We start from the raw sequence: 24,067 nt of genomic DNA on the forward strand, positions 1-24,067 counted from the left end.
CCGGAGCGCGCACTGCGCGAACCCGGAATCTCGATCCCAACCTCTGGATTCTCTGGTGCGCAATTGCGCACCGTAGTTCGCGCTCCGCGCGCCCCGGAATGACGATCTAGGCCATGGTCGCACTGCGTGGAAAAGAGATCGACGCCTTCCTCGCCCGCCCCGATGCGGGCCGTCCGATCATCCTGCTCTACGGTCCCGATGCCGGCCTGGTTCGCGAGCGCGCCGATGCGCTGATTGCATCGGCCGTCGATGATCCCAACGATCCCTTCTCCCTGGTCAAGCTCGACGGCGACGAGCTCTCCGCCGAGCCGTCGCGTCTCGTCGATGAAGCCATGACGGTGCCGCTGTTCGGCGGCCGCCGCGCCATTCGCATTCGCGCCGGCTCGCGCAGCTTTGCCAGCGGCATCGACACGCTGGCCGAGATGAGCGTGAAGGATTGCCGCATCGTGATCGAGGCCGGCGAGTTGCGCCCGGAATCGCCGCTGCGCAAGGCCTGCGAGCGCGCCAAGACGGCCGTGGCGATCGGCTGCTATCCCGACACCGAGCGCGACTTGGCCAAGCTGATGGACGACGAGCTGCGCATCGCCAATCTGCGGATCGCGCAGGATGCCCGCGCGGCGCTGATGTCGTTCCTCGGCGGCGACCGCCAGGCCTCGCGTAACGAGCTGCGCAAGCTGACGCTCTATGCCCATGGCAAAGGCGAGATCACGCTGGAAGACGTGATGGCGGTGGTTGCCGATGCTTCCGAACTGAAGCTCGATCCGATCGTCGATGGCGCCTTCGCCGGCCGGCCCGACATCGTCGAGACCGAGTTCGCCAAAGCCATGATCGCCGGCACCTATCCCGGCGTGATCATCTCGGCCGCGCAGCGCCAGGCCGCGTGGCTGCACAAATCGGCGCTTGCGATTGCCGACGGCACGCCGGCCTCCACCGTCCTCGACGGCGGCTTTCCGCGGCTGCACTTTTCACGAAAGCCGGCGGTGGAGACGGCGCTGCGCAATTTCAGCGTGGCGCGGCTCGCCGCCATCATCGAGCAGCTCGCAGCCGCCGCACTCGACACCCGCAAGCAATCCACCCTCGCCGCCGCCATCGCCCAGCGCACGCTGATGGCGATCGCCGCGAACGCGAAGCGAAGGGGATAGGGCCTGCTCTCCACGTCATTGCGAGCGCAGCAATCCAGGATAACCAAATCCGTCATCCTGAGGTGCGAGTGATGGGGCGCGATGCGCCCCATCGGGAGCCTCGAAGGATGAACGGCCCCGATGCAGCCGAGCCGTCGCCCTTCGAGGGCCGCTGAAGAAGCGGCCACCTCCAGCGACAATGGCTTCGCCATTGCGCGGGGGTGACGGAGAGAGAGCCGGTGCGCCTACAGCGCGCCCTTGGCCAGCCGCTTCATCACCTCGTCGAGTTGATCGAGGTTGCGGTAGTTGATCTGCACGGAGCCGCCGGGATCGCGGTGATTGACGGTGACCTTGAGACCCAGCGCGTCGCTGACGCGCTTTTCGAGATCGACCGTGTCCGGGTCCTTTTCCTTCGCCCCGGTGCGCGCCTTCTGCGGCTTGCGCTCCGGCACGCCCTCTTCATGCGCGAGTGCCTCGGCCTGGCGGACGTTGAGGCCTTCCTCGACGATGCGCTTGGCGGCCGCGAGCGGATCGGGCACGCCGATCAGCGCGCGGGCGTGACCCGCGGTCAGCTCGCCGGTCGCGATGAAGGCCTGCACCTCGGCCGGCAGCTTGGTCAGCCGCATCATGTTGGCGACATGGCTGCGGCTCTTGCCGACGACTTTTGCAATGTCGTCCTGGCTGCGTTTGAACTCGTTGGCGAGCGCGTGATAGCCCTGCGCCTCCTCCATCGGATTGAGGTCTTCGCGCTGCACGTTCTCGACGATCGCGAATTCCAGCGCATCGCTGTCGCTGATGTCGACCGGCACGATCGGCACTTCATGCAGGCCGGCCATCTGCGAAGCGCGCCAGCGCCGCTCGCCGGCAATGATCTCAAAGCGATCCTGCGCGCCCTTCACCGGACGCACCACGATCGGCTGGATCACGCCGTGCTGCCTGATCGAATCGCTGAGCTCCTTGAGCTCGGTGTCCGAAAACGTGCGGCGCGGGTTGCGCGGATTGGCCTTGATGAATTCGATCGGCACCTTGCGCTGCGCGCGCGGCCGATCGACGTGCTGGGCCTCGCCGCCGACGTCACCGATCAGACTTGCAAGACCCCGGCCCAGTCGCGAACGCGCTTCGTCGGCCATCGCCAGCTCCCTTGGATTCACGGTGCAGCACTCCAGAACTGAATTGTCGAATTGTAGATCGTAGGGTGGGTTAGCCCTGCAGATGCGCCTCGCATCTGCAGGGCGTAACCCACCTCTTCTGTTTCCGCGGAGATCAACAGTGGTGGGTTACGCCTTCGGCTAACCCACCCTACGGACCGCCATCGTCAATGCGTCGTGCGCAGCTCGCGCTCGCGCTGGATCACTTCGGTGGCAAGCCGCAAATAGGCTTCGCTGCCGACGCATTTGAGATCATAGACCAGCACCGGCTTGCCGTAGGACGGCGCTTCCGAGATGCGCACGTTGCGCGGGATCATGGTCTTGTAGACCTTCTCGCCCATGAACTGCCGGACGTCGGCCACGACCTGGTTCGAGAGGTTGTTGCGCGAGTCGAACATGGTCAGCACGATGCCGTGGATCGACAGGTTCGGATTGAGCGTCGAGCGCACCTGCTCCACCGTCTGGAGCAATTGCGACAGACCTTCCAGCGCGAAGAACTCGCACTGGAGCGGCACGAGGATCGCATCGGATGCGGCCATCGCGTTCACCGTGAGCAGGTTGAGCGAAGGCGGGCAGTCGATCAGCACATAGGTGTAGTCGGCGTCCGGCGAGACGTTGTTGTTGAGTGCGCCGATGGCGTCGCGCAGCTTGAAGGCGCGGCCGGGCGTGGTGCCGAGCTCGAGCTCGAGGCCGGACAGATCCATGGTCGAGGGCGCGATGTGCAGCCGCGGCACCGCGGTCGAGACCACCGCTTCGCGCAAGCTCGATTCGCCGATCAGCACGTCGTAGGTCGAACAGGAGCGGTTGCGGCGATCGATGCCGAGACCGGTCGAGGCGTTGCCCTGCGGATCGAGATCGACGATCAGGACGCGCTCGCCGATCGCGGCGAGCGCGGTGCCGAGGTTGATCGCTGTGGTTGTTTTTCCCACACCGCCCTTTTGATTCGCCAGCGCGAGGATGCGCGGGTGGCCCTGCGGGACCACCTCGGTCTGCTCTTGCTGCGGCTCGTCAATCACGCTCATCGCAAATTCCCCACTCGCCCCTGACCGCCTCAGCTGCGCCGTTCGACGGAAATCAGCTCGACGATCCAGCCGTCGCCTGTGCGGCTTTGGTGGAGCTGCGGCCGAATATTCCAATATTTAGCGGCTTCGGTCAATTCAGCCTCTACATCTTGACCCTTCGGAAACAACGCCTTTGCGCCCTGGCGCATCAGCGGCTCCGCAAAGCCGATGAGTTGATGTAGCGGAGCCAGTGCACGCGCGGTGACGCAATCGACGGGACCGGTGATTCTATCCACATTATCCCCGATCTCAGCGAGATGTACGACTCCCGGAGATGTGGTGACGCGGATCGCTTCGCGCAAAAACGCGGCCTTCTTGGCGATTCGCTCGACGAGATGGACCCGAGCATCCGGCGTCCCGGCCATGGCACAAGCCAGCACGACACCCGGAAATCCGCCGCCGCTGCCGAGATCGGCCCAGCGCTTGGCCGACGGGGCGAGATCGACGAGCTGGAGCGAGTCGGCGATGTGCCGGGTCCAGAGCTGCGGCAGGGTCGAAGGCGCGACCAGATTGGTCTTGGCCTGCCACGCCCGCAGCAGCGCGATGTAGCGATCGAGCCGCGCTTCGGTTTCACGTGAAACGGGGGCGAGCTTGAGCGCCGCGATCTTGTCGGCGGCGATGATGGAGTCGAGCGCCCGATCGTTGGCGCTGGCCTTGTCGATCTTCGGCCGAGCCGGGGCCGTCTCGGATCGACGATCCGCGCCCTCACCTGCTGCAGGTCGTCGCGTTAGCGGCCTGTCTCCGCCCGGTCCGCGCTGTTTCACGTGAAACGCCTATGCAATTGCCTTGGAAGTCTTCCGTGCTTCCCGGCGGAGATAAGCCGCGAGAATGCCGAGCGCGGCCGGCGTCATGCCGTCGATCCGGCCGGCCTGGCCGACCGTGAACGGTCGCGCCTTCTCCAGCTTGGCGCGGACTTCATTGGAGAGACCGGGGACCAGCTGGTAATCGACCTCCGACAGCACCATCCCCTCGTCGCGCCGGAAAGCTTCGACATCGGCGCTCTGGCGCTCTAGATAGACGTCGTACTTCGCGTCGATCTCGAGATGGCTGGCGATGACGGGATCGATCGCCGATAGCTCCGGCCAGATGGCACGCACCTGGCTCCAGCCGATATCAGGATAAGCCATCAGCTCGAAGGCCGAGCGGCGCTGACCATCGCGGTTGAGGGACAGCCCGTGCTTGATCGCCTCGTTCGGGGTGATGGTCAGCGACCTCGAGAGCGTCCGCGCCGCGTTCAGAGCGTCCATCTTGGACCGGTGGTGCAGGGTCCGGGCGCTTCCGACGCATCCGAGCGCGATCCCCTTCTCGGTCAGCCGCTGGTCCGCATTGTCGGCCCGCAGTGTCAGCCGGTATTCGGCCCTGGAGGTGAACATCCGATAGGGCTCGCTGATCCCGCGGGTGACGAGATCGTCGATCATCACGCCGAGATAGCCATCGGCGCGGTCGAACACCGTCAACGCGGCCCCGCTCGCGGCCAAAGCCGCGTTCAGGCCGGCTACAATGCCTTGGCCGGCAGCTTCCTCGTATCCGGTGGTGCCGTTGATCTGTCCGGCCAGAAACAGACCACGCAGACGCTTGGTCTGGAGGGTCGGATCGAGCTCGCGGGGATCGATGTGGTCGTATTCGATGGCGTAGCCCGGGCGGACCATCTTCACCTGCTCCAGGCCGGGAATGGTGGCGAGGATCACGAGCTGGACCTCCTCTGGGAGCGAGGTCGAGATGCCGTTGGGATAGACGGTGCTGTCGTCGAGCCCTTCCGGCTCCAGGAAGATCTGATGGCCGTCGCGGTCGCCAAACCGGACGATCTTGTCCTCGATCGAGGGGCAATAGCGCGGCCCGGAGCTCTTGATCTGGCCGGAGTACATCGGGGAGCGATGGACGTTGGCCCGGATCACCTCATGGGTCGCAGATGTCGTCCGGGTGATCCCGCACTGGATCTGCGGGGTCGTGATCCGCTCCGTCATCACCGAGAACGGCTCCGGCGGCTCGTCTCCGGGCTGCATTTCGACCGCGGACCAGTCGATCGTGGTCCCGTCCAGACGCGGCGGCGTCCCGGTCTTCAGCCGTCCAAGGGTGAAGCCGGCGCGCTCAAAGGAGGCCGAAAGACCCATTGCCGGGGCCTCGCCGACCCGGCCGGCTGGCCAGTTCTTCTCACCGAGATGGATCAGACCACGCAGGAAGGTACCGGTGGTGACGACAATGGCCCCGGCTCCAAACTCCCGGCCATCGGCCAGGCGCAGGCCAGTCACCCGGCCCTCGACCACGATCAGCTCGTCGGCCTCGCCCTCGATGATGGAAAGACCCTGGGTCCCCCGGATCGCGGACTGCATAGCGGCGGCATAAAGCTTCCGGTCGGCCTGGGCCCGGGGGCCGCGAACCGCGGGACCCTTACGGCGATTGAGGACACGAAACTGGATGCCTCCGGCATCGGCTACCCTGCCCATCAGACCATCGAGAGCATCGACTTCACGGACCAGATGACCCTTGCCGAGACCGCCAATGGCGGGATTGCAGGACATGGCGCCGACGGTGGAGAAACGATGCGTCACCAAGGCGGTTCTTGCGCCCATCCGGGCAGAGGCGGCCGCGGCTTCACAGCCGGCGTGGCCGCCGCCAATCACGATGACGTCGAAGCTCTCTCGCTCTGGTCGCATGGGCGGACTTCTAGCTCAGAGGAAGGATAGCCGGAAGTAGAAACTGGGTGAGGCGTGTGTTTCACGTGAAACGGAGACCGAGGCGGCCCAAGACGGTTCCGTGAAAACAACCCCATGCACAGTAGGAAGGGCGTTGGAGGAGCTATTGTTTCACGTGAAACAAGATCAGTCGCGCAGCCACGATACACGCAAGTGATCGACCAGGATGGGCCCCGCTCTCCGTCATTGCGAGCGCGGCGAAGCAATCTAGACTGCCGCCACGGAGACGCCCTGGATTGCTTCGTCGCAAGGGCTCCTCGCAATGACGGGGCTGGGGTTCCGAACGTTTCACGTGAAACAGCATGGAACCTCCAAACCTTGTTTCACGTGAAAACACCAAGCAATGGAACAAACGCTAGTTCTACAATGAAGAACTAGCACTACTTTCCGATGCAGAATTTCTGGAAGATCGCGCCAAGAACGTCCTCGACGTCCACCCGGCCCAACAGCCGTCCCAGGGCATAGGCGGCGGACCGCAGCTCTTCGGCCGCCAGCTCTTCGCCGTCTTCTACAAGCTCCAGACTCCGACGCAAGCTGTCTGAAGCCTGGCGCAGCAGATCGCGTTGGCGGGCCCGGGTCACCAATGCACCCTCGCTCGTTCCGAAGAACTCCGCAGCGAACCTCACGAGGGCGTCGACCAGCTGGCGAATCCCGTCACCCCGGCTCGCCGAGATCCCGAACTCGCCCCGCGGTGCGGCCTCCCCGACTCCGCCGAGATCGATCTTGTTGCGCACGATCCAGACCGAGCCGCCGGACGTCCCCAGCGAACGCATCACCGCCGGAGCGGCTGCCTGCTCCCCCTCCACCAGCCACAGCACGAGATCTGCATCCTCGGCCCGCGCCCGCGCCCGGCGCACGCCTTCCTGCTCGACCGGATCATCGGTCTCGCGAATGCCGGCGGTGTCGATCACAGTGACGGGATAGCCATCGAGATCGAGCTGCACCTCGATCACGTCGCGCGTGGTGCCGGCATGCGGCGAGACGATCGCGACGTCGCGGCGCGCCAGCTGGTTGATCAGCGTCGACTTGCCGACGTTCGGCGTGCCGGCGATCGCCACCACAAGGCCATCGCGCAGCCGTTCAGAATGTCCCTGTGCCGCAAGGACTTTTGCGATTTCGCCGTGCAGCGCCTCGATCGCTTGCACCGCCGGCGCCCTCAGCTCCGCCGGCACATCGCCCTCATCGGAAAAATCGATGCCGGCCTCGATCAGCGCCGACGCCTCGATGATGCGCGCGCGCCAATCGCGCGCGCGATTGCCGAGCAGACCTTGCAGTTGACGCAGCGCCTGGCGTCGCTGCCGGTCGGTGTCGGCATGGATGAGATCGTCGAGGCCTTCAGCCTCAGTCAGGTCGAGCTTGCCGTTCTCGAAGGCGCGCCGCGTAAACTCGCCAGGCTCGGCCGCCCGTGTATTCGGAATTTTAGAAATAGCGGCCAGGAGCGCCGCTAGCACCGCACGGCTGCCATGGACGTGAAATTCGGCGATATCCTCGCCGGTCGCGCTCGCCGGCCCCGGAAACCAGAGCACGACGGCGTCGTCGATCGGCTCGCCCTGGCCGTCGTGGAGCAACCGCCGGCTCGCTTGTCTTGGCGCCGGTTGCTTGCCCGCGAGTGCCGTCAGCACCAGGCCCGCCTGTGCGCCTGAGATGCGCACCACGGCGATCGCGCTCGGCGGACGGCCGGACGACAGCGCAAAGATGGTCTGGTCTCGCGGGTGCATGGCCTATTTGTCCGGCCGCCGGGGAAAAGGCAAATACCTGTTGCGGTCGATATGTCAGGAGCGATTTGCTGCACCATTTCCCGCAGCAAAAGGCCCTTATTGCGCTGCAATATATCCGCAGCATTTTGCTGCAAAAGTCTCTCTGTCGCAGACAACGGACCTAGCTCAAGTCAATCATTATCTAGATATATCAACAGATTACCTAAAACCCGGGTCAGACATCAGACCGCTCGCCATGCTGCACCCTCGCTGCAGCAAAGCCGCACAAAAGAAAAGGGCGCCCGAAGGCGCCCTCCAATCCTTTGCTGCACTGCACTCAGGTGTTCATGGAGTCGAAGAACTCCGAGTTGCTCTTGGTCGAGCGCAGCTTGTCGAGCAGGAAGTCGATCGCGTCCATGGTGCCCATCGGGTTCAGGATGCGGCGAAGCACGTACATCTTCTTGAGCACCTGAGGATCGGTGATGAGCTCCTCCTTGCGGGTGCCGGAGCGCGAGATGTCGATCGCCGGGAAGGTCCGCTTGTCCGAGACCTTGCGGTCGAGGATCAGTTCGGAGTTACCGGTGCCCTTGAACTCTTCGAAGATGACTTCGTCCATGCGGCTGCCGGTATCGACCAGCGCGGTCGCGATGATGGTGAGCGAGCCGCCCTCCTCGATGTTGCGGGCGGCACCGAAGAAGCGCTTCGGACGCTGCAGCGCGTTGGCGTCGACACCGCCGGTCAGCACCTTGCCGGATGACGGCACCACGGTGTTGTAGGCACGGCCGAGGCGCGTGATCGAATCGAGCAGGATGACGACGTCGCGGCCGTGCTCGACCAGGCGTTTTGCCTTCTCGATCACCATCTCGGCGACCTGGACGTGGCGCACCGCGGGCTCGTCGAAGGTCGAGGACACGACCTCGCCCTTCACCGAACGCTGCATGTCCGTGACTTCTTCCGGACGTTCGTCGATCAGCAGCACGATCAGATAGCATTCGGGATGATTGTGCGTGATCGAGTGCGCGATGTTCTGCATCAGCACCGTTTTGCCGGTGCGTGGCGGCGCGACAATCAGTGCGCGCTGGCCCTTGCCGATCGGCGCGACGATGTCGATCACCCTTGCAGACAAGTCTTTTCGCGTCGGATCGTCGATTTCCATGCGGAAACGCTGATTCGGAAACAGCGGCGTAAGGTTGTCGAAATTGACCTTGTGCTTGGCCTTTTCCGGGTCCTCGAAATTGAGCGTGTTGACCTTCAGCAGCGCGAAATAGCGCTCGCCCTCTTTCGGGCTGCGGATGTGGCCTTCGATGGTGTCGCCGGTGCGCAGACCGAAACGGCGTATCTGCGAAGGCGAAACATAGATGTCATCCGGGCCCGGCAGATAGTTGGCATCGGGCGAGCGGAGGAAGCCGAATCCGTCGGAGAGCACTTCGACGACGCCTTCGCCGACGATGTCGGTCTCGGCGAGCGAAAGCTGCTTGAGGATGGCGAACAGCAGCTCCTGCTTGCGCATGGTGCTGGCATTCTCGACCCCGTTCTCTTCCGCGAACGAGACAAGCTCGGCCGGCGTCTTCGACTTGAGGTCCTGGAGTTTAATTTCCCGCATTGGGGTGGTCCTGTGGGGTAACCTTGGGAGGGGGTGCGAGGAGGCTCGGAAATGCGGACGTGAGAAGATAAGGTCCGCAGGTCTGGCAAGGTGAGTGCCGATGAGGCTTCAAACCTGATGCGGTGTCCGGCCTCTGGAAAGCTCAGACACAACCACATCCGCCTGCGTTGGGTGGGATGTCGCCAATATAGAAAATCGCCCCACACTCCGCAAGCCGAAGCGCTGAGCGATCATTCACGATCGATGCCTAGAACGGTTTCACGATCACCATGATGACGATCAAAATCATCAGGACGGTCGGCACCTCGTTGATAATACGATAGAATTTCTGACTTCGCGGACGCCGGTCGGCAGCAAAATCCTTCAGCCAGCGCGAAAAAAAGCCGTGGACCGCAGATAGCGCCAGGACCAGTGCCAGTTTTACGTGCAGCCAAGGCGATGCAAACCAGTGGCCGGACCAGGCAAGATAGAGCCCAGCGAGCCAGGTGACGATCATGGCCGGATTGATGATCGCCTTCAGCAGCCGGCGTTCCATGATCTTGAACGTTTCCGACTGCCTGGAGCCGACGTCCGCCTCGCAATGATAGACGAACAGCCGCGGCAGATAGAGCATGCCGGCCATCCACGAGATGACGGCGATCACATGCAGCGCCTTGATCCACTCGTACATGCCGGCGGCCTCTCTTGCTCGTTTCGACGCGTTTTCTTGGGGCGAAGCAGTATCCGCTTCGCTCGAGAGCGCTTCTGCTCACCAAACGGTGGATGGAACGTGTTCAGTAAGACTTCATTCATAGATGGGAGCACACACTTATCCGAGCGCTCGGCTTATCTAAACCTAAACTTTTAGAATCTTAAGGTTTGAGTCTTAGTGACCGTGGATTGGACTCACACAATTCCATCCGCCGTTTCACGCGTGCTTGTTCACATCCATCGACATATCCCGCGCAAGCCTTGGCTGTTCCGATAAGTCATCCGGGCTCAAGGGCTTGCGTGCGCCTGTCGACAGCTTATCAAGGGGATTATCCGCGCAATCCCGTTTCCCTCTCGACGGGGTGTCAGACTTGTCCTGACGGGCAGTGGTGTGAAGAAAATTGGCACTTGTCCCGCCCCCGGTGTCGCGCAACCCTTTCCGAGGGGTTAAGCTCCACAGAAATCCACACACCACACCGTCCTCATACAAAGAGTTTTTGTGCCGACCTCGAACAATTATTTCCATCTGCACCTCGTGTCCGACTCCACCGGCGAGACGCTGATCACCGTCGCGCGGGCCGTCGCCGCGCAGTACGCCAACGTCACGCCGGTCGAGCATGTCTATCCGCTGGTGCGCAGCCAGAAGCAGCTCGACCGGGTGCTCGACGAGATCGAGGAGGCGCCGGGCATCGTGCTGTTCACGCTGCTCGAGAAGGACCTGGTCTCCCGGCTCGAGGACAAGTGCAAGGGGATCAATGTTCCGAGCCTGTCGATCATCGGCCCGGTGATGCAGTTGTTCGAGGCGTATCTCGGCGCGGCGACCACGGGGCGCGTCGGCGCGCAGCACGTGCTCAACGCGGAATATTTCAAGCGTATCGATGCGCTGAACTACACGATGATCCACGACGACGGTCAGCATGTCGAAGGCCTCGACGATGCCGACGTGGTGCTGGTCGGTGTCTCCCGTACCTCGAAGACGCCGACGTCGATCTATCTCGCCAATCGCGGCATCCGCACTGCCAACGTGCCGCTAGTGCCGGGCATTCCGGTGCCGGCACAATTGGAGACGCTGACGCGGCCGCTGGTGGTGAGCCTGCACGCGACGCCGGAACGTCTGATCCAGGTCCGTCAGAACCGGCTGCTCTCGATGGGCGCCGATTCCAGCAGCGACACTTATACCGACAAGCAGTCGGTCGCCGAGGAGGTCGCGTTCGCCCGCAAGCTCAGCGCCAAGCACGATTGGCCGCTGCTCGACGTCACGCGGCGATCGATCGAAGAAACCGCCGCGGCGATCATGAAGCTCTACAGCGATCGCCAGCGCAACCGGCCTTCTGAATAGACTTGGGGCTAGTTTTCGAGATGGGCCTGTGGCGCGGCAAATCCCCGTTGATCCTGGCGTCGCAGAGCAGCGCGCGAAAGATGCTGCTGGCCAATGCCGGGCTCGAATTCGAGGCCGTCACCGCCGATATCGACGAGCGCGGCATTCAGGCTGCGTCAAGACTTTCGAGCCCTCGCGAGATCGCCCTGCTGCTGGCGCGTGAGAAGGCCAAGGCGGTCTCGACGCACCATCCTGAGAGCCATGTGATCGGCGCCGATCAGACCTTGGCGCTTGGCGATCGTCTCTTCAACAAGCCCGCAGGCCTCGCGCAGGCAATGGCGCAATTGCGCGATCTCGCCGGCAACAGCCACGAGCTGAATTCGGCGGTGGCGGTGGCACACGGCGGCATGATCATCTTCGAGGACGTCTCGGTGGCCCGCATGACCATGCGACAGATGAGTGAGGCAGAGCTTTCGGCCTATCTCGACGCGGCCGGCGATGCCGTGACGACCAGCGTCGGCGCCTATCAGCTCGAAGGTCTCGGCATTCATCTGTTCGAGCGAATCGAGGGCGACCATTTCACCATTCTCGGCCTGCCGCTGCTGCCGCTGCTTGCGTTCCTGCGGCGCGAACGGCTAGTTGCGGTGTGAACGACAGAGATGGCTGGGCGCTGATGCGGATCCTGGGACTGACCGGCTCGATCGGGATGGGCAAATCCACCACCGCGAAATTGTTCGCGGAGGCCGGCGTCCCCGTCTACGACGCCGATGCCGCCGTTCATCAGCTCTACGAGGGCGAGGCAGCCCCCGCGATCGAAGCCGCCTTCCCCGGCACCACCGCGAACGGCAAGGTCGATCGGCCCAAACTGTCGGCGCGCGTCGTACATGATCCCGCCGCGATCAAGCAGCTCGAGCAGATCGTTCATCCGATGCTCGGTGCCTCCCGGAAAAAATTCTTTGCCGACGCCGAAGCCGCCAACGCGCCGGTCGTGGTGCTGGATATTCCGCTGCTGTTCGAGACCGGCGGCGAGAAGCGGGTCGACGCCGTGGTCGTGGTGACGACTTCGCCGGAACTCCAGCGCGAGCGGGTGCTGGCGCGGGGCACGATGGACGAAGCCAAGCTCGATGCCATCATCGCCAAGCAGACGCCCGACGCGGAAAAGCGCAAGCGGGCCGATTTCGTGGTGGATACGTCACACGGACTTGAGCCGGTGCGGGCGCAAATTGCGCACATCCTGGCCGAGGTCGTTAAGATGCCGCAGCGGCGAGCCTGATTCGCTGCCTTACACGGCGTCTTAAAATCATGCGCGAAATCGTTCTCGATACCGAAACCACCGGCCTCGATCCGCTTCGCGGCGATCGCCTGGTCGAAATCGGCTGTGTCGAGATGTTGAACCGGATGCCGACGGGGCAGACGTATCACGTCTACATCAACCCTGAGAGGGACATGCCGGCGGAAGCCTTTGCGGTGCACGGGCTGTCAGCCGAATTTTTGTCGACCAAGCCGCTGTTCCACGAGGTCGTCGATGCGTTTCTGGAGTTCATCGGCGATGCGCCGTTGGTGATCCACAACGCCTCGTTCGACATCAGCTTCATCAATGCCGAGCTCGACAGGATCAAGCGTGCGGCGATTCCGCGCGAGCGGCTGGTCGATACGCTGCTGCTGGCGCGGCGCAAGCATCCCGGCGTGTCCAACCGGCTCGACGATCTCTGCTCGCGCTATGCGATCGACAATTCGCATCGCACCAAGCACGGCGCGCTGCTCGACGCCGAGCTACTGGCCGAAGTCTATGTCGATCTGGTGGGGGCGCGGCAGTCGCAGTTGCTGCTGGCTTCGGAAGCCGAGGACAACAGAGTCAATGCGGCCGGCGATGCGCCGCGGCGGCAGCGGACAGTGCCGCTCGCGCCGCGGATTTCAGACGCCGAGCGCGAGGCCCACAGGGCCTTCATCGCGACGCTCGGCGACAAGGCGATCTGGAACGAGTTTCTGCCCGCTCCAGCTGCCCCTGCGGCCGGTTAGGCCTGTCAGTTAGGCCTGTCAGTTAGGCCTGGCCGCTCGTCGGCTGAGCGGCCATTTGCCGCTCCATGTTCTGGCGATACAGACCGACGAAATCGACCGGGTCCAGCATCAGCGGCGGGAACCCGCCGTCGCGCACGGCAGTGGCGATGATCTCACGGGCGAACGGGAACAGCAGGCGCGGGCACTCGATCATGACCAGCGGGTGCAGGTTCTCCTTCGGCACGTTGGCGATGCGGAACACGCCGGCATAGGCGAGCTCGAACGAGAACATCACCTTGCCCGCGGTCTCGGCCTTGCCCTCGACCGACAGCGTCACCTCGAACTCGGTTTCGCTGAGATTGTTGGCGCTGACATTGATCTGGATGTTGATCTGGGGCGGCTGGCTCTGTTGCTGGAGCGAGCTCGGCGCGTTCGGATTTTCGAACGAGAGGTCCTTGGTATATTGCGCCAGCACGTTGAGCTGGGGAGCCTGGGCCGCCTCGGGAGGGGTGCCGTTACCGTTGGTCATGAAAGTCTCTCCTTACCCGATTTGGGCTGAATTTCGCGGCGGTTGGCTAACATAGGGCTGCCTCATTCCACAAGGACGAACGGCCCCGGATCGGCTGCCCGGGCCGCGGTCACAACTGTGACATTCTCCCCGGCCTCTCGACGAAATCGCGCCTTAAACGATTGAAGATGCGCGATTTCCGGGCAGGATCGGGTTTCCCCTTAAGCATAAAACGCGCTACACTCCGCGCTGTGCCAAAAGGCGCCATTGGCCGGGCTAGATTTCGTGCCTACATCCCACGGACCTGACGTGCGGACCTAAAATGGTGCTGTAGACTTGCCGTTCCGGTATGGAACGGTCTACTGGCCGGATTGATTTTCCCGGCGACGACCCTTTTAGGCCGCTCCTTCTAGAGAAGACCAGAAAGCGAATACCACGTGGACATCTACACCATCATCTTCCTGGCGCTGGCGGTCTTTATCTTTCTGCGGCTGCGCAGCGTGCTGGGGCAGCGCACCGGTAACGAGCGGCCGCCGTTCGACCGCAACGCACTGCAGGGTGCCCAGGACAAGAACGTCGTGACCATGCCGGGCAAGGTGATCGACCAGGCCCCGCTGGCGCCGACGGTCGAGCCGACCCCGCCCTCCGACCGCTGGAAGGGTCTGGCCGAGCCGGGCACCGCGCTCGCGCAGGGTCTGGACGCCATCGTCGACAAGGATTCCACCTTCGATCCGCGTCACTTCATCTCGGGCGCCCGCGGCGCCTACGAGATGATCGTGCTGGCCTTCGCCAATGGCGACCGCCGTTCGCTGAAAGACCTGCTGTCGTCGGAGGTCTATGACAGCTTCGACAGCGCGATCAAGGAACGTGAAAAGAACGAGCAGAAGACCGAGACGCGCTTCGTCTCGATCGACAAGGCCGAGCTCGTCGGCGCCGAGTTGCGCGACCGCACCGCCCAGCTCACCATCCGCTTCGTCTCGCAGATGATCTCGGCCACCCGCGACAAGGCCGGCAACATCGTCGACGGCAGCGCCGACACGGTCGCCGACATCACCGACATCTGGACTTTCGCCCGCGACACCACCTCTCGCGATCCGAACTGGAAGCTGGTTGGCACCGGAAGCGCGAATTAAGGTCTTCCTGAAGACCAGCGCGACGGCGCTTTGCGCGGGCGTCGTCGTGCTGTCGTCGTTTTCGCTCGGCGCCGAGGCGGCGCGGCGCCACTACCGCAGCCATCATCACCATCTTCCGGAACTGCCTGCGATCCCGCCGCGGGCCTTGCCCTATCCGCAGCTCCCCCTGCCGTTCGAGATATCAGGCGCGCAATATCTGCCGTTGGCCTGGGCCGATGTGAAGGGCTGGAGCGACGACGATCATCTCGCCGCCTACAAGACGTTCCGCGCGAGCTGCCGGTCGATCAACGCGCAGACCGGTGCTTCCGAACCGAAGGCTCTGGGGGCATCGCTGAGCGAGCCGTGCCGTGCCGCCAAATCGCTCGAGCTCGCCGACGACGCCAAGGCGAAGACTTTCTTCGAGGAGAATTTTGCGCCACTGCGCATTTCGCGCCTCGGCGAGCCCGACGGTTTCGTCACCGGCTATTACGAGCCGGTGCTGGAGGGCTCACGGACGCAGACCGATGTCTACAATGTCCCGGTCTATCGCCGGCCCTCGAACCTGTTCGTGCGCGGCTACAAGCAGGATTCGGTCAGCCTGCCCAACAAGGGCCCGGTCTATCGCAAGATCGGCCGCCGCAAGCTGGTGCCCTATTACGACCGCGGCGAGATCGAGGACGGCAAGATCGCCGGCCGCGGGCTGGAGATCGCCTGGCTGAAGGACCCGACCGATCTGTTGTTCGCGCAAATCCAGGGCTCGGCGCGGATCAAGTTCGACGACGGCACGACGCTCCGCCTCAACTATGACGCCTATAACGGCTATCCCTACACGGCGGTCGGGCGCATCCTGATCGAGCGCGGCATCATCCCGAAGGAGGAGATGTCGATGCAGAAGATCAGGGAGTGGATGGCGCAGAATCCTGACGGCGCCAAAGAGCTGCGCCGCCAGAACCGCGCCTACATCTTCTTCCGCGAGGTCAATCTCTCGGACAAGGACGAGGCGGTGGGCGCGCAGGGCATCCCGCTGACGGCCGGCCGCTCGATCGCGGTCGACAAGTCGCTGCATGTCTACGGCACCCCGTTCTTCATCGAGGGCGAGTTGCCGATCGACTCGGAGCGCGCCAAGACGCCGTTCCATCGGCTGATGATCGCGCAGGACACCGGCTCGGCCATCATTGGGCCCGCGCGCGCCGATCTGTATTTCGGCGCGGGCGCGGATGCCGGCCGCGTCTCGGGCCGGCTCCGCCACCCCATGCATTTCGTGATGCTGGTGCCGAAAAGCCTCGATCCCACGGTGCGCGCAGCGAAGTTGCCGGTGCCGGATCCGCGGCCGTCGCAGAAAATCGCAAAACTGTTTCCGCAAACCGAACCTGCCAAGGATCAGGCCAAGCCGGCAGCTCCGGCCGTAGCCGTGGCGCCAGGCAAAGGTGAGACGGTCGCTGTCGCCAGCCCTGTCCCGTTGCCGGTGCCGCGACCCGTGATCGAGCCCGTCCAGGAGCCGCGGCGGCCCGTGAAGAATCGTCCCCATCGGCAGCAATGAAGCGATCGTCCCGTCCGCCCGTGCTGGAGCCTCGCCCCTCGCCGCGCCGCCGCGCGTTGAGCGAGGACGAGCGCGCGCTGTGGGATACGGTCGCAAAACAAGTCAAGCCGCTGCGGAAGCATCGCGCGGCGAAGGCGCATCCGGCGCCGCGTCCGGAGCCTTCCCCGGCAGCGCCGGCCACGCGACCAGCGCCATCGCCGCGTCCGATTGCCGCTGCACCGGCGCCGCGCGCCATCAAGCCGTCCGTTCCACCTTTGGCGCCGCTCGGCAAGCGCGAGCGCACAAAGCTGTCGCGCGGCCGCAGCGAGATCGAGGCGCGGCTCGACCTGCACGGCATGACCCAGACGCGCGCCCATCGCGCCCTGACCGGCTTCCTGCACCGCGCCCATCACGACGGCCTGACCTTCGTGCTCGTCATCACCGGCAAGGGTCGCAGCGGCGGCGAAAGCGGCGTGCTGCGCCGCCAGGTGCCGGAATGGCTGAGCCTGCCGGAATTCCGCGCCTTCGTCGTCGGTTTCGAGACGGCGCATATCGGCCATGGCGGCGAGGGCGCGCTGTATGTGCGAATTCGCCGGGCGAGGTTTTAGTTGTTTTACACCTCTCCCGCTTGCGGGAGAGGTCGGCGCGAAGCGCCGGGTGAAGGTTCTCTCCTCTTGGGGGTTCTTGCTCGCGGAGAAAACCCTCTCCCGCAAGCGGGAGAGGGAGCGCACCGTCTAAAACGGCCGCACGATTCCGACGCGCGGGATCAGCGTGAGGATGAGGCCGAACATATTTGTCTTCTGGTCCTCCGCTGGAATCGGCGGAGCTTCGCCTGCGGCCGGCAGCGTCTTCACCGCATGCAGGATCAGGAACATGCAGACCGCCCAGTTCGAGATCCAGCGCGAATAGTCGAACACCATCGCGAACATCACGAGATAGGCAAGGCTGATGCCGATCAGCGCGGCGATGACGAGGCGCCGGTGCGTCTCGCTTGCGAGCGCGCCGATCAGGTTCGCAAAATAGCGCCATAGCGGCGTGTGCAGCCAGATCAAGAGAACAAACACCGGCACGCCGAGGATGTTGTGCGGCAGCCGGCCCCAGGTGTCCGAAAGCTCCTTCGCCAGCGGCTGGTACCAGATGTAGCTGAATTGCAAGAGGTCGGTCCGCACTGGATCGGCCATCCGGGTCTTCAGATATGCGACGAAATCCGCTTCCGGAATCGGCATCGTTCCCAGGAATTGTGCCGCGAAGAACAGCGCGGCGACGAGAAGGAGGGCGATGGTACCGAAAGTGACGTTGCTGCGATTGCAGCCGCAGGCGAGATAGTGCCTGACCACGACGATGGCGACGATGGTCGGCACATACATCAGCAGATGGATGTGATGGATCAGCACGAGAATGATCGAGAACAGCGCAGCCGTTGCCACGAACAGCAATGAGCCCGCCGGCATCAGCAGCAGGACGATCGCCAGCGCACAGCCATAGATGTCGAAATGGCCGAGCGTGTGCATGAAATTCTTCAGGAAGAACGGCGATCCCGCGATGAAGACGAACAGCGGCAGCGTCTTCGCGGTGAAGCCGAAGGTTTTTTGAAACAACCTGACGAAGAGCGCCAGCGTCAGCAGCCACGTCACCCCGCCGATCGCGAACACCAGCCAGACCGGCACCTTGTCCGCGAACAGCGCGACGATGGCCCCGATCAGCGCGCGCTTGATGAAGCCGAAATGGTAGTCGACGAGGAGGTGGATGTAGGGGACATAAGGCGGCAGCTGGATCTTGTGGACGAACACGCCGACGATCACCGCTGCGTTGATTGCGAGCAGCAGGCGCCAGGGGTTTTGCCGGATGCTAGCGGGCAAGCGACACCCGCCGCGCACAAAACTCCGCCGTCGTCCCGGCGCAGGCCGGGACCCATAGCCACGAATGTTCGTTTTGATCCAATGCTGGAGCCGCTATCTTTTCCAACAATAACCGCTGGTGGTTATAGGTCCCGGCCCCCGTGCGCAATTGCGCACTAGGCCGGGACGACGGCGGATAGATAGCGGACTGGCAGGAAATTACAAAATAAACCGGCTCAAATCCGCGTTCTTGGCCAAGTCGCCGACGTGCTTCTGCACGAAATCGGCATCGACCTTGACGGTCTCGCCGCTGCGGTCGGGGGCGGTGAAGGAGATCTCGTCCAGCACCCGCTCCATCACGGTCTGGAGCCGCCGCGCGCCGATGTTCTCGACGGTGGAGTTGACGGCGACAGCGACGTCGGCCAGCGCGTCGATGGCGGTGTCGGTGATGTCGAGCGTGACGCCCTCGGTCTGCATCAGCGCGACATATTGCTTGATCAGCGAGGCCTCGGGCTCGGTGAGGATGCGCCGCATGTCGTCGCGGGTCAGCGCCTGCAGCTCGACGCGGATCGGCAGGCGACCCTGCAATTCCGGCAACAGGTCCGACGGCTTGGCGACATGGAAGGCGCCGGAGGCAATGAACAGGATGTGGTCGGTCTTCACCGCGCCGTGCTTGGTCGAGACCGTGGTGCCCTCGATCAGCGGCAGCAAATCGCGCTGCACGCCCTCGCGCGAGACGTCGCCGCCGACCCGGCCGTCACGGGCGCAGATCTTGTCGATCTCGTCCAGGAACACGATGCCGTTGTTCTCGACCGCGCTGATCGCTTCCAGCGTGAGCTGATCGGTGTCCAGCAGCTTGTCGGATTCCTCGTTGACCAGGAGCTCGTGCGAGCCTTCCACGGTCAGCCGCCGCGTCTTGCTGCGGCCCCCCAGCTTGCCGAAGATGTCGCCGATCGAGATCGCGCCCATCTGCGCGCCGGGCATGCCCGGGATCTCGAACATCGGCATGCCGCTGCCGCCGCCTTGCGTCTCGATCTCGATTTCCTTGTCGTTGAGCTCGCCGGCGCGCAGCTTCTTGCGGAAGGATTCCCGCGTCGCCGAGCTCGCATTGGCGCCGACCAGGGCGTCGAGCACGCGCTCCTCGGCGGCGAGCTGCGCCCGCGCCTGAACGTCCTTGCGCTTCTTCTCGCGCACCTGGGCGATCGCGACCTCGACGAGATCGCGCACGATCTGCTCGACGTCGCGGCCGACATAGCCGACCTCGGTGAATTTAGTCGCTTCCACCTTGAGGAAAGGCGCATTCGCAAGCTTGGCGAGCCGCCGTGCGATCTCGGTCTTGCCGACGCCGGTCGGTCCGATCATCAGGATGTTCTTCGGCAGCACCTCCTCGCGCAAGGAGCCGCTGAGCTGCTGCCGCCGCCAGCGGTTGCGCAGCGCGATCGAGACGGCGCGCTTGGCGTCAGCCTGGCCGACGATGAAACGGTCGAGTTCGGATACGATTTCGCGGGGAGAGAAGTCTGTCATGGGACCTTAGCTAGGATCAGATGCGGGCCGGGACAAGTCGCTTTTTCAGCCGTCAGATGATCGGCGGCCCGGATTGCCATTGCTTCACGGCCTCGATCGGATGGATCAGCATCAGGACGTTGAGCGTCAGATTGTCGCGAATGTGGAGCGCCAGCATGGTCTCGAAGGCGAGCCCGAGCAGCACGGTCACGGTAACAGGCAGCACGCGTGCGGCGAGGAACCCCAGCATCATGGCCAGATTGTCCGACACCGAATTGACGATGCTGTCGCCGAAATAGTCGAGCGAGATCGTGCCGGCGCGGTAGCGCTCGATGATGAACGGCGAGTTCTCGACGATCTCCCAGGCGCCCTCGATCAGCATGGCGATGATCAGCCGGGCCGGCCAGGACAGGCTTGGAAGAGGCAGCCGCAGCAATGGCAGCCGCGCGAACAGCAGAAAGGTCAATCCGTAGAACAGGAAGCCGTGAAGGACATGCGAGAAGCTGTACCAGTCGGCGATGTGCTGGGAGTTCTCCGAGCTGTTCACCACGCCATGCCAGAGCTTGACGTAGCCGCAGGCGCAGATCGGCACCCGTCCCATCGCGAACAGGATCGAGGCCTGGAGCGCCAGCAGCAACAACGCGATGCCGACCCAGTAGGCTGGGGGAATCGACTTGCTCATGCTTCGCTTGGCGCCGTCGGCAATGGTCATGGGGCGCGCATCATTGCAGTGAGAGGCCGTCATGCGCAACCGGAGCGATGCTGCGCTCCCTCTCCCGCTTGCGGGAGAGGGGTGGGGAGAGGGCTGTCTCCGCTAAGGGATTCCCCCAGAGGAGAAAACCCTCACCCGGCGCTTCGCGCCGACCTCTCCCGCAAGCGGGAGAGGTTACAGCCAGTGTGCAGATCCAGGGTTCAGACAAATGACTCAGTCGGTCGCCAGGCTTTCGATGGTCACATTGCGGTTGGTGTAGACGCAGATGTCGGCGGCGATGTCGAGGGAGCGGCGGACGATGGTCTCGGCGTCCTTGTCGGTGTCCAGCAGGGCCCGCGCCGCGGATAGTGCATAGTTACCGCCGGAGCCGATCGCCATCACCCCGGCCTCGGGCTCCAGCACGTCGCCGGTACCTGTCAGCACCAGGGAGACATCCTTGTCGGCCACGATCATCATGGCCTCCAGCCGCCGCAGGTAACGGTCGGTACGCCAGTCCTTGGCGAGCTCGACCGCGGCCCGGGTCAATTGCCCCGGATATTGCTCGAGCTTGGCTTCCAACCGCTCAAACAGCGTGAAGGCGTCGGCGGTCGCGCCGGCAAAGCCGCCGATCACGTCGCCCTTGCCGAGCTTGCGGACCTTCTTGGCGTTGGACTTGATCACGGTCTGGCCGATCGAGACCTGGCCGTCGCCGCCGACCACCACCTTGCCGCCCTTGCGGACCGTCAAAATCGTGGTGCCGTGCCAGACCGGCGAGCTGTTCTGGGAATTCTGCATGAAGTACCTCGTTGTCCGGCCTGATTTAGGCGGTCGAGGCCAAAGGGACAACCTGCGCACAACGGGCCGCTCCGGGCCCATTTCGCTCACCATAGGCAGAAGTAGAGGCCCGGCCGGCCGTTCCCGCAGTAGCGAAGGTGTCATGGGGCTGTTAAAAGACCCCCGTTTTCGGCTCCCCGAACTAGGATGAAAGCTAGTTTTGATGCGCACCGCGACGATCAAGCGCAAGACCAAGGAAACCGACATCGAGGTCACCGTGAACCTCGATGGATCAGGCGTGTCCAATATCGCGACCGGCATCGGCTTTTTCGACCATATGCTCGATCTTCTCGCCCGCCATTCCCGCATCGACCTCACGGTCAAGGCGGTCGGCGACCTGCACATTGATCATCACCATACCACCGAAGACACCGGCATCGCGCTCGGCCAGGCAGTCAAGCAGGCGCTCGGCAACATGGCGGGCATCACCCGCTATGCCGGCGTGCACATGCCCATGGACGAGACGCTGTCGCGCGTGGTCATCGACATCTCGGGCCGCCCGTTTCTGGTGTTCAAGGCCGATTTCCCCCGCGACAAGATCGGTGAGTTCGACACCGAGCTGGTCCGCGAGTGGTTCCAGGCCTTCGCCATGAATGCCGGCGTGACTCTCCACGTCGAGACCCTATATGGCGATAACAGCCACCATATCGCCGAGTCCTGCTTCAAGGGTCTGGCGCGGGCGCTACGGGCGGCGGTCGCGATCGATCCCAAGGCCGTGGGCGAAATTCCGTCCACCAAGGGCTCGCTCGGCGGCTGACATCTGCGTCTCGGTGGCAAAACGCTGCCGGCGGCATCATTGAATTCCTAGGAACGGGGCATCACCATGCCTGTCTACACAGTTCATGCTCCCTCCCCTGGCGGAGCCGATCTGCGCGCGACCGACAAGTTCGTGTTCGTGCGCGACGGCTTCCATTTCTGGGCGATGATTTTCGGCCCGTTCTGGCTGCTGTGGAACAGGCTGTGGCTGGTGCTGATCGGCTGGGTGATCTTTGTCGCCGCGTTCAACGCGGGGCTGTCCAGTCTCGGTGTCGGACGCTCGTCGATCTTCTTCGCCGATCTCATCGTAGCGTTCTTGATGGGTCTGGAAGCTTCGAGCCTGCGCCGCTGGACCTTGTCGCGTGGCAAGTGGCGTCAGCTCGATATCGTCATCGCCGATGACGAGGACACCGCCGAGCGTCGCTTCTTCGAGCGCTGGAGCCAGAAGCAGCACGGCATCGTCAACGATCAATGGGCCGTCGATCGCGGCGGCCCGCCGCCGACCCGCAACACGCCGGGCCAGCAATTCTCGAACCCGCCGCCGCTTCCGGCCGGCGGCATCATTGGATTGTTTCCAGAACCGGGAGGGTCAAGATGAGCATCGCCATCATCGATTACGGTTCCGGCAATCTGCATTCCGCCGCGAAAGCCTTCGAGCGCGCCGCGCGCAGCCTGGAGAATCCGCAGAAGGTGTTCGTCACCAGCGATCCGGACCGGGCCTACAGTGCCGATCGCCTGGTGCTGCCGGGCGTCGGCGCCTTCGCCGATTGCCGGCGCGGGCTGGACGCCGTCAACGGCATGGTCGAGGCGATCACCGAAGCGGTACGCGTCAAGGCGCGGCCGATGTTCGGCATCTGCGTCGGCATGCAGCTGTTCGCCACCCGCGGCAAGGAGCATGTCATCACGCAAGGGCTGAACTGGATCGGCGGTGACGTCGAGAAGATCACGCCGCGCGACGAAAGCCTGAAGATTCCGCACATGGGCTGGAACACGCTCGACATGCTCAGGGAGCACCCGGTGCTGGAGAGGCTGCCGCTCGGTCCCAAGGGCCAGCACGCCTATTTCGTGCACTCCTACCACCTCAACGCCGCCAACGAGGCGGATGTGCTCGCGCGCGCCGACTACGGCGGGCCTGTCACCGCGATCGTCGCGAAGGACACCGCCATCGGCACGCAATTCCACCCCGAGAAGAGCCAGCGCTTCGGGCTGGCCCTGATCTCGAACTTTTTGCGATGGAAGCCGTGATTCTCTTTCCCGCGATCGATCTCAAGAACGGCCAGTGCGTGCGCCTCGAGCAGGGCGACATGGCGCGCGCGACCGTGTTCAACCTCAATCCCGCAGCGCAGGCGCAGAGCTTCGTCGAGCAGGGTTTTGAATATCTCCACGTCGTCGACCTCGACGGCGCCTTTGCCGGCAAGCCGGTGAACGCGCAGGCGGTCGAGGCGATGTTGAAGACGATTCCGATCCCGGTGCAGCTCGGCGGCGGCATTCGTGATCTCGCCACCGTCGAAGCCTGGCTCGCCAAGGGCATCACGCGCGTCATCATCGGCACCGCCGCGGTGCGCGATCCCGAGCTGGTGAAGGCGGCGGCAAAGAAATTCCCCGGCCGCGTCGCTGTTGGCCTCGATGCCCGTGACGGCAAGGTCGCGGTCGAGGGCTGGGCCGAGACCTCGCAGGTCACGGTGCTGGAGATCGCACAGCGGTTCGAGGATGCCGGCGTTGCCGCCATCATCTTCACCGACATCGCGCGCGACGGCCTGCTCAAGGGCCTGAACCTGGACGCGACCATCGCGCTGGCCGATGCTATCTCGATTCCGGTGATTGCTTCCGGCGGCCTCGCCTCGATCGATGACGTCAAGGCGATGCTGACCCCGCGCGCCAAAAAGCTTGCGGGCGCGATCGCCGGCCGCGCGCTTTATGACGGCCGGCTTGATCCGGCTTCTGCTCTCACCCTGATCCGTAACGCGCGCGGCTAGG

At 63.9% G+C, this 24,067-nt stretch carries 24 protein-coding genes; 12 read left to right on the forward strand and 12 right to left on the reverse strand.

Translation table 11 applies throughout. The features are described from left to right. Window positions 1–113: 113 nt before the first annotated feature. Window positions 114–1,142 carry a DNA polymerase III subunit delta gene (gene holA, locus AC1RUR_RS29705; RefSeq protein ID WP_492850646.1) on the forward strand — a complete coding sequence of 343 codons (1,029 nt, stop codon included), beginning with the start codon at window positions 114–116 and terminating at the stop codon, window positions 1,140–1,142. 224 nt (window positions 1,143–1,366) lie between these two features. Here the strand turns inward: holA and AC1RUR_RS29710 are convergent, their stop codons facing one another. The 7 genes from AC1RUR_RS29710 to hemJ form a co-directional block, all read right to left on the reverse strand. Then, window positions 1,367–2,251 carry a ParB/RepB/Spo0J family partition protein gene (locus AC1RUR_RS29710; protein ID WP_492850648.1) on the reverse strand — a complete coding sequence of 295 codons (885 nt, stop codon included), beginning with the start codon at window positions 2,249–2,251 and terminating at the stop codon, window positions 1,367–1,369. Window positions 2,252–2,436: 185 nt separating this feature from the next. After that, on the reverse strand, window positions 2,437–3,291 hold the full coding sequence (locus AC1RUR_RS29715; RefSeq protein ID WP_492850650.1) for a ParA family protein: 855 nt from the start codon (window positions 3,289–3,291) through the stop codon (window positions 2,437–2,439). 29 nt (window positions 3,292–3,320) lie between these two features. Next, window positions 3,321–3,953, reverse strand: coding sequence for a 16S rRNA (guanine(527)-N(7))-methyltransferase RsmG (gene rsmG, locus AC1RUR_RS29720; RefSeq protein ID WP_492850751.1), 633 nt, complete (start codon window positions 3,951–3,953; stop codon window positions 3,321–3,323). A 150-nt stretch (window positions 3,954–4,103) separates the two neighbouring features. Continuing rightward, complete coding sequence (gene mnmG, locus AC1RUR_RS29725; RefSeq protein WP_492850652.1) at window positions 4,104–5,984, reverse strand: tRNA uridine-5-carboxymethylaminomethyl(34) synthesis enzyme MnmG; 1,881 nt, start codon at window positions 5,982–5,984, stop codon at window positions 4,104–4,106. Between the two features lie 419 nt (window positions 5,985–6,403). Further along, window positions 6,404–7,741: a tRNA uridine-5-carboxymethylaminomethyl(34) synthesis GTPase MnmE gene (gene mnmE / locus AC1RUR_RS29730; protein WP_492850654.1), complete on the reverse strand. Its 1,338-nt coding sequence runs from the start codon at window positions 7,739–7,741 to the stop codon at window positions 6,404–6,406. A 316-nt stretch (window positions 7,742–8,057) separates the two neighbouring features. Beyond that, window positions 8,058–9,323: a transcription termination factor Rho gene (gene rho / locus AC1RUR_RS29735; RefSeq protein ID WP_011083462.1), complete on the reverse strand. Its 1,266-nt coding sequence runs from the start codon at window positions 9,321–9,323 to the stop codon at window positions 8,058–8,060. 247 nt (window positions 9,324–9,570) lie between these two features. Beyond that, complete coding sequence (gene hemJ, locus AC1RUR_RS29740; protein WP_492850656.1) at window positions 9,571–9,993, reverse strand: protoporphyrinogen oxidase HemJ; 423 nt, start codon at window positions 9,991–9,993, stop codon at window positions 9,571–9,573. Between the two features lie 519 nt (window positions 9,994–10,512). On the opposite strand from hemJ, the gene AC1RUR_RS29745 reads away from it, so the two are divergent. From AC1RUR_RS29745 to dnaQ, 4 genes are read left to right on the forward strand one after another with little or no spacing between them, the layout of a single operon-like run. Then, window positions 10,513–11,352: a pyruvate, water dikinase regulatory protein gene (locus AC1RUR_RS29745; RefSeq protein WP_492850658.1), complete on the forward strand. Its 840-nt coding sequence runs from the start codon at window positions 10,513–10,515 to the stop codon at window positions 11,350–11,352. A gap of 20 nt (window positions 11,353–11,372) precedes the next feature. Continuing rightward, the gene (locus AC1RUR_RS29750; RefSeq protein ID WP_492850753.1) at window positions 11,373–11,981 is read left to right on the forward strand and encodes a Maf family nucleotide pyrophosphatase; all 609 of its coding nucleotides are present in this window, start codon (window positions 11,373–11,375) and stop codon (window positions 11,979–11,981) included. Between the two features lie 23 nt (window positions 11,982–12,004). Further along, complete coding sequence (coaE, locus tag AC1RUR_RS29755) at window positions 12,005–12,604, forward strand: dephospho-CoA kinase (RefSeq protein ID WP_492850755.1); 600 nt, start codon at window positions 12,005–12,007, stop codon at window positions 12,602–12,604. Between the two features lie 29 nt (window positions 12,605–12,633). Further along, window positions 12,634–13,350: a DNA polymerase III subunit epsilon gene (gene dnaQ / locus AC1RUR_RS29760; RefSeq protein WP_492850660.1), complete on the forward strand. Its 717-nt coding sequence runs from the start codon at window positions 12,634–12,636 to the stop codon at window positions 13,348–13,350. 22 nt (window positions 13,351–13,372) lie between these two features. Here dnaQ and secB read toward each other — a convergent pair whose 3' ends face one another. Next, window positions 13,373–13,858, reverse strand: coding sequence for a protein-export chaperone SecB (gene secB / locus AC1RUR_RS29765; protein WP_492850662.1), 486 nt, complete (start codon window positions 13,856–13,858; stop codon window positions 13,373–13,375). 416 nt (window positions 13,859–14,274) lie between these two features. On the opposite strand from secB, the gene AC1RUR_RS29770 reads away from it, so the two are divergent. Genes AC1RUR_RS29770 through AC1RUR_RS29780 form a run of 3 tightly spaced genes read left to right on the forward strand, consistent with a single transcriptional unit; the run spans window position 14,275 to window position 17,076 of the window. Then, complete coding sequence (locus AC1RUR_RS29770) at window positions 14,275–14,970, forward strand: Tim44/TimA family putative adaptor protein (RefSeq protein ID WP_492850664.1); 696 nt, start codon at window positions 14,275–14,277, stop codon at window positions 14,968–14,970. Continuing rightward, complete coding sequence (gene mltA / locus AC1RUR_RS29775; RefSeq protein ID WP_492850666.1) at window positions 14,948–16,489, forward strand: murein transglycosylase A; 1,542 nt, start codon at window positions 14,948–14,950, stop codon at window positions 16,487–16,489. Before AC1RUR_RS29770 ends, mltA begins: the two co-directional genes overlap by 23 nt. Next, on the forward strand, window positions 16,486–17,076 hold the full coding sequence (locus AC1RUR_RS29780; protein WP_492850667.1) for a Smr/MutS family protein: 591 nt from the start codon (window positions 16,486–16,488) through the stop codon (window positions 17,074–17,076). Before mltA ends, AC1RUR_RS29780 begins: the two co-directional genes overlap by 4 nt. A gap of 126 nt (window positions 17,077–17,202) precedes the next feature. On the opposite strand, the gene AC1RUR_RS29785 is transcribed toward AC1RUR_RS29780, so the two are convergent. From AC1RUR_RS29785 to hslV, 4 genes are all read right to left on the reverse strand, one after another. Next, entirely contained in the window at window positions 17,203–18,327 is a 1,125-nt protein-coding gene (locus tag AC1RUR_RS29785; RefSeq protein ID WP_492850669.1) for a hypothetical protein, read from the reverse strand. Between the two features lie 198 nt (window positions 18,328–18,525). Continuing rightward, window positions 18,526–19,830, reverse strand: a complete 1,305-nt coding sequence (hslU, locus tag AC1RUR_RS29790) for an ATP-dependent protease ATPase subunit HslU (protein ID WP_492850671.1) — start codon at window positions 19,828–19,830, stop codon at window positions 18,526–18,528. A 52-nt stretch (window positions 19,831–19,882) separates the two neighbouring features. Continuing rightward, the gene (locus tag AC1RUR_RS29795; protein ID WP_492850757.1) at window positions 19,883–20,491 is read right to left on the reverse strand and encodes a DUF2585 domain-containing protein; all 609 of its coding nucleotides are present in this window, start codon (window positions 20,489–20,491) and stop codon (window positions 19,883–19,885) included. A gap of 243 nt (window positions 20,492–20,734) precedes the next feature. After that, the gene (gene hslV / locus AC1RUR_RS29800; protein ID WP_492850673.1) at window positions 20,735–21,295 is read right to left on the reverse strand and encodes an ATP-dependent protease subunit HslV; all 561 of its coding nucleotides are present in this window, start codon (window positions 21,293–21,295) and stop codon (window positions 20,735–20,737) included. A 202-nt stretch (window positions 21,296–21,497) separates the two neighbouring features. Here hslV and hisB point away from each other — a divergent pair, with 202 nt between their 5' ends. The 4 genes from hisB to hisA all read left to right on the forward strand — a co-directional run bounded on the left by hisB (window position 21,498) and on the right by hisA (window position 24,066). Beyond that, window positions 21,498–22,091 (forward strand): imidazoleglycerol-phosphate dehydratase HisB, encoded by a 594-nt coding sequence (gene hisB, locus AC1RUR_RS29805; protein WP_492850675.1) that lies wholly within the window; start codon window positions 21,498–21,500, stop codon window positions 22,089–22,091. A 66-nt stretch (window positions 22,092–22,157) separates the two neighbouring features. Beyond that, window positions 22,158–22,688 (forward strand): DUF2628 domain-containing protein, encoded by a 531-nt coding sequence (locus tag AC1RUR_RS29810; RefSeq protein WP_492850677.1) that lies wholly within the window; start codon window positions 22,158–22,160, stop codon window positions 22,686–22,688. Further along, on the forward strand, window positions 22,685–23,335 hold the full coding sequence (hisH, locus tag AC1RUR_RS29815; RefSeq protein WP_492850678.1) for an imidazole glycerol phosphate synthase subunit HisH: 651 nt from the start codon (window positions 22,685–22,687) through the stop codon (window positions 23,333–23,335). Before AC1RUR_RS29810 ends, hisH begins: the two co-directional genes overlap by 4 nt. After that, entirely contained in the window at window positions 23,323–24,066 is a 744-nt protein-coding gene (hisA, locus tag AC1RUR_RS29820) for a 1-(5-phosphoribosyl)-5-[(5-phosphoribosylamino)methylideneamino]imidazole-4-carboxamide isomerase (protein ID WP_492850680.1), read from the forward strand. The genes hisH and hisA overlap by 13 nt, the downstream gene beginning before the upstream one ends. Window position 24,067: the final 1 nt, after the last annotated feature.

The organism is Bradyrhizobium sp. GW821-FHT12B03, assembly GCF_058807535.1.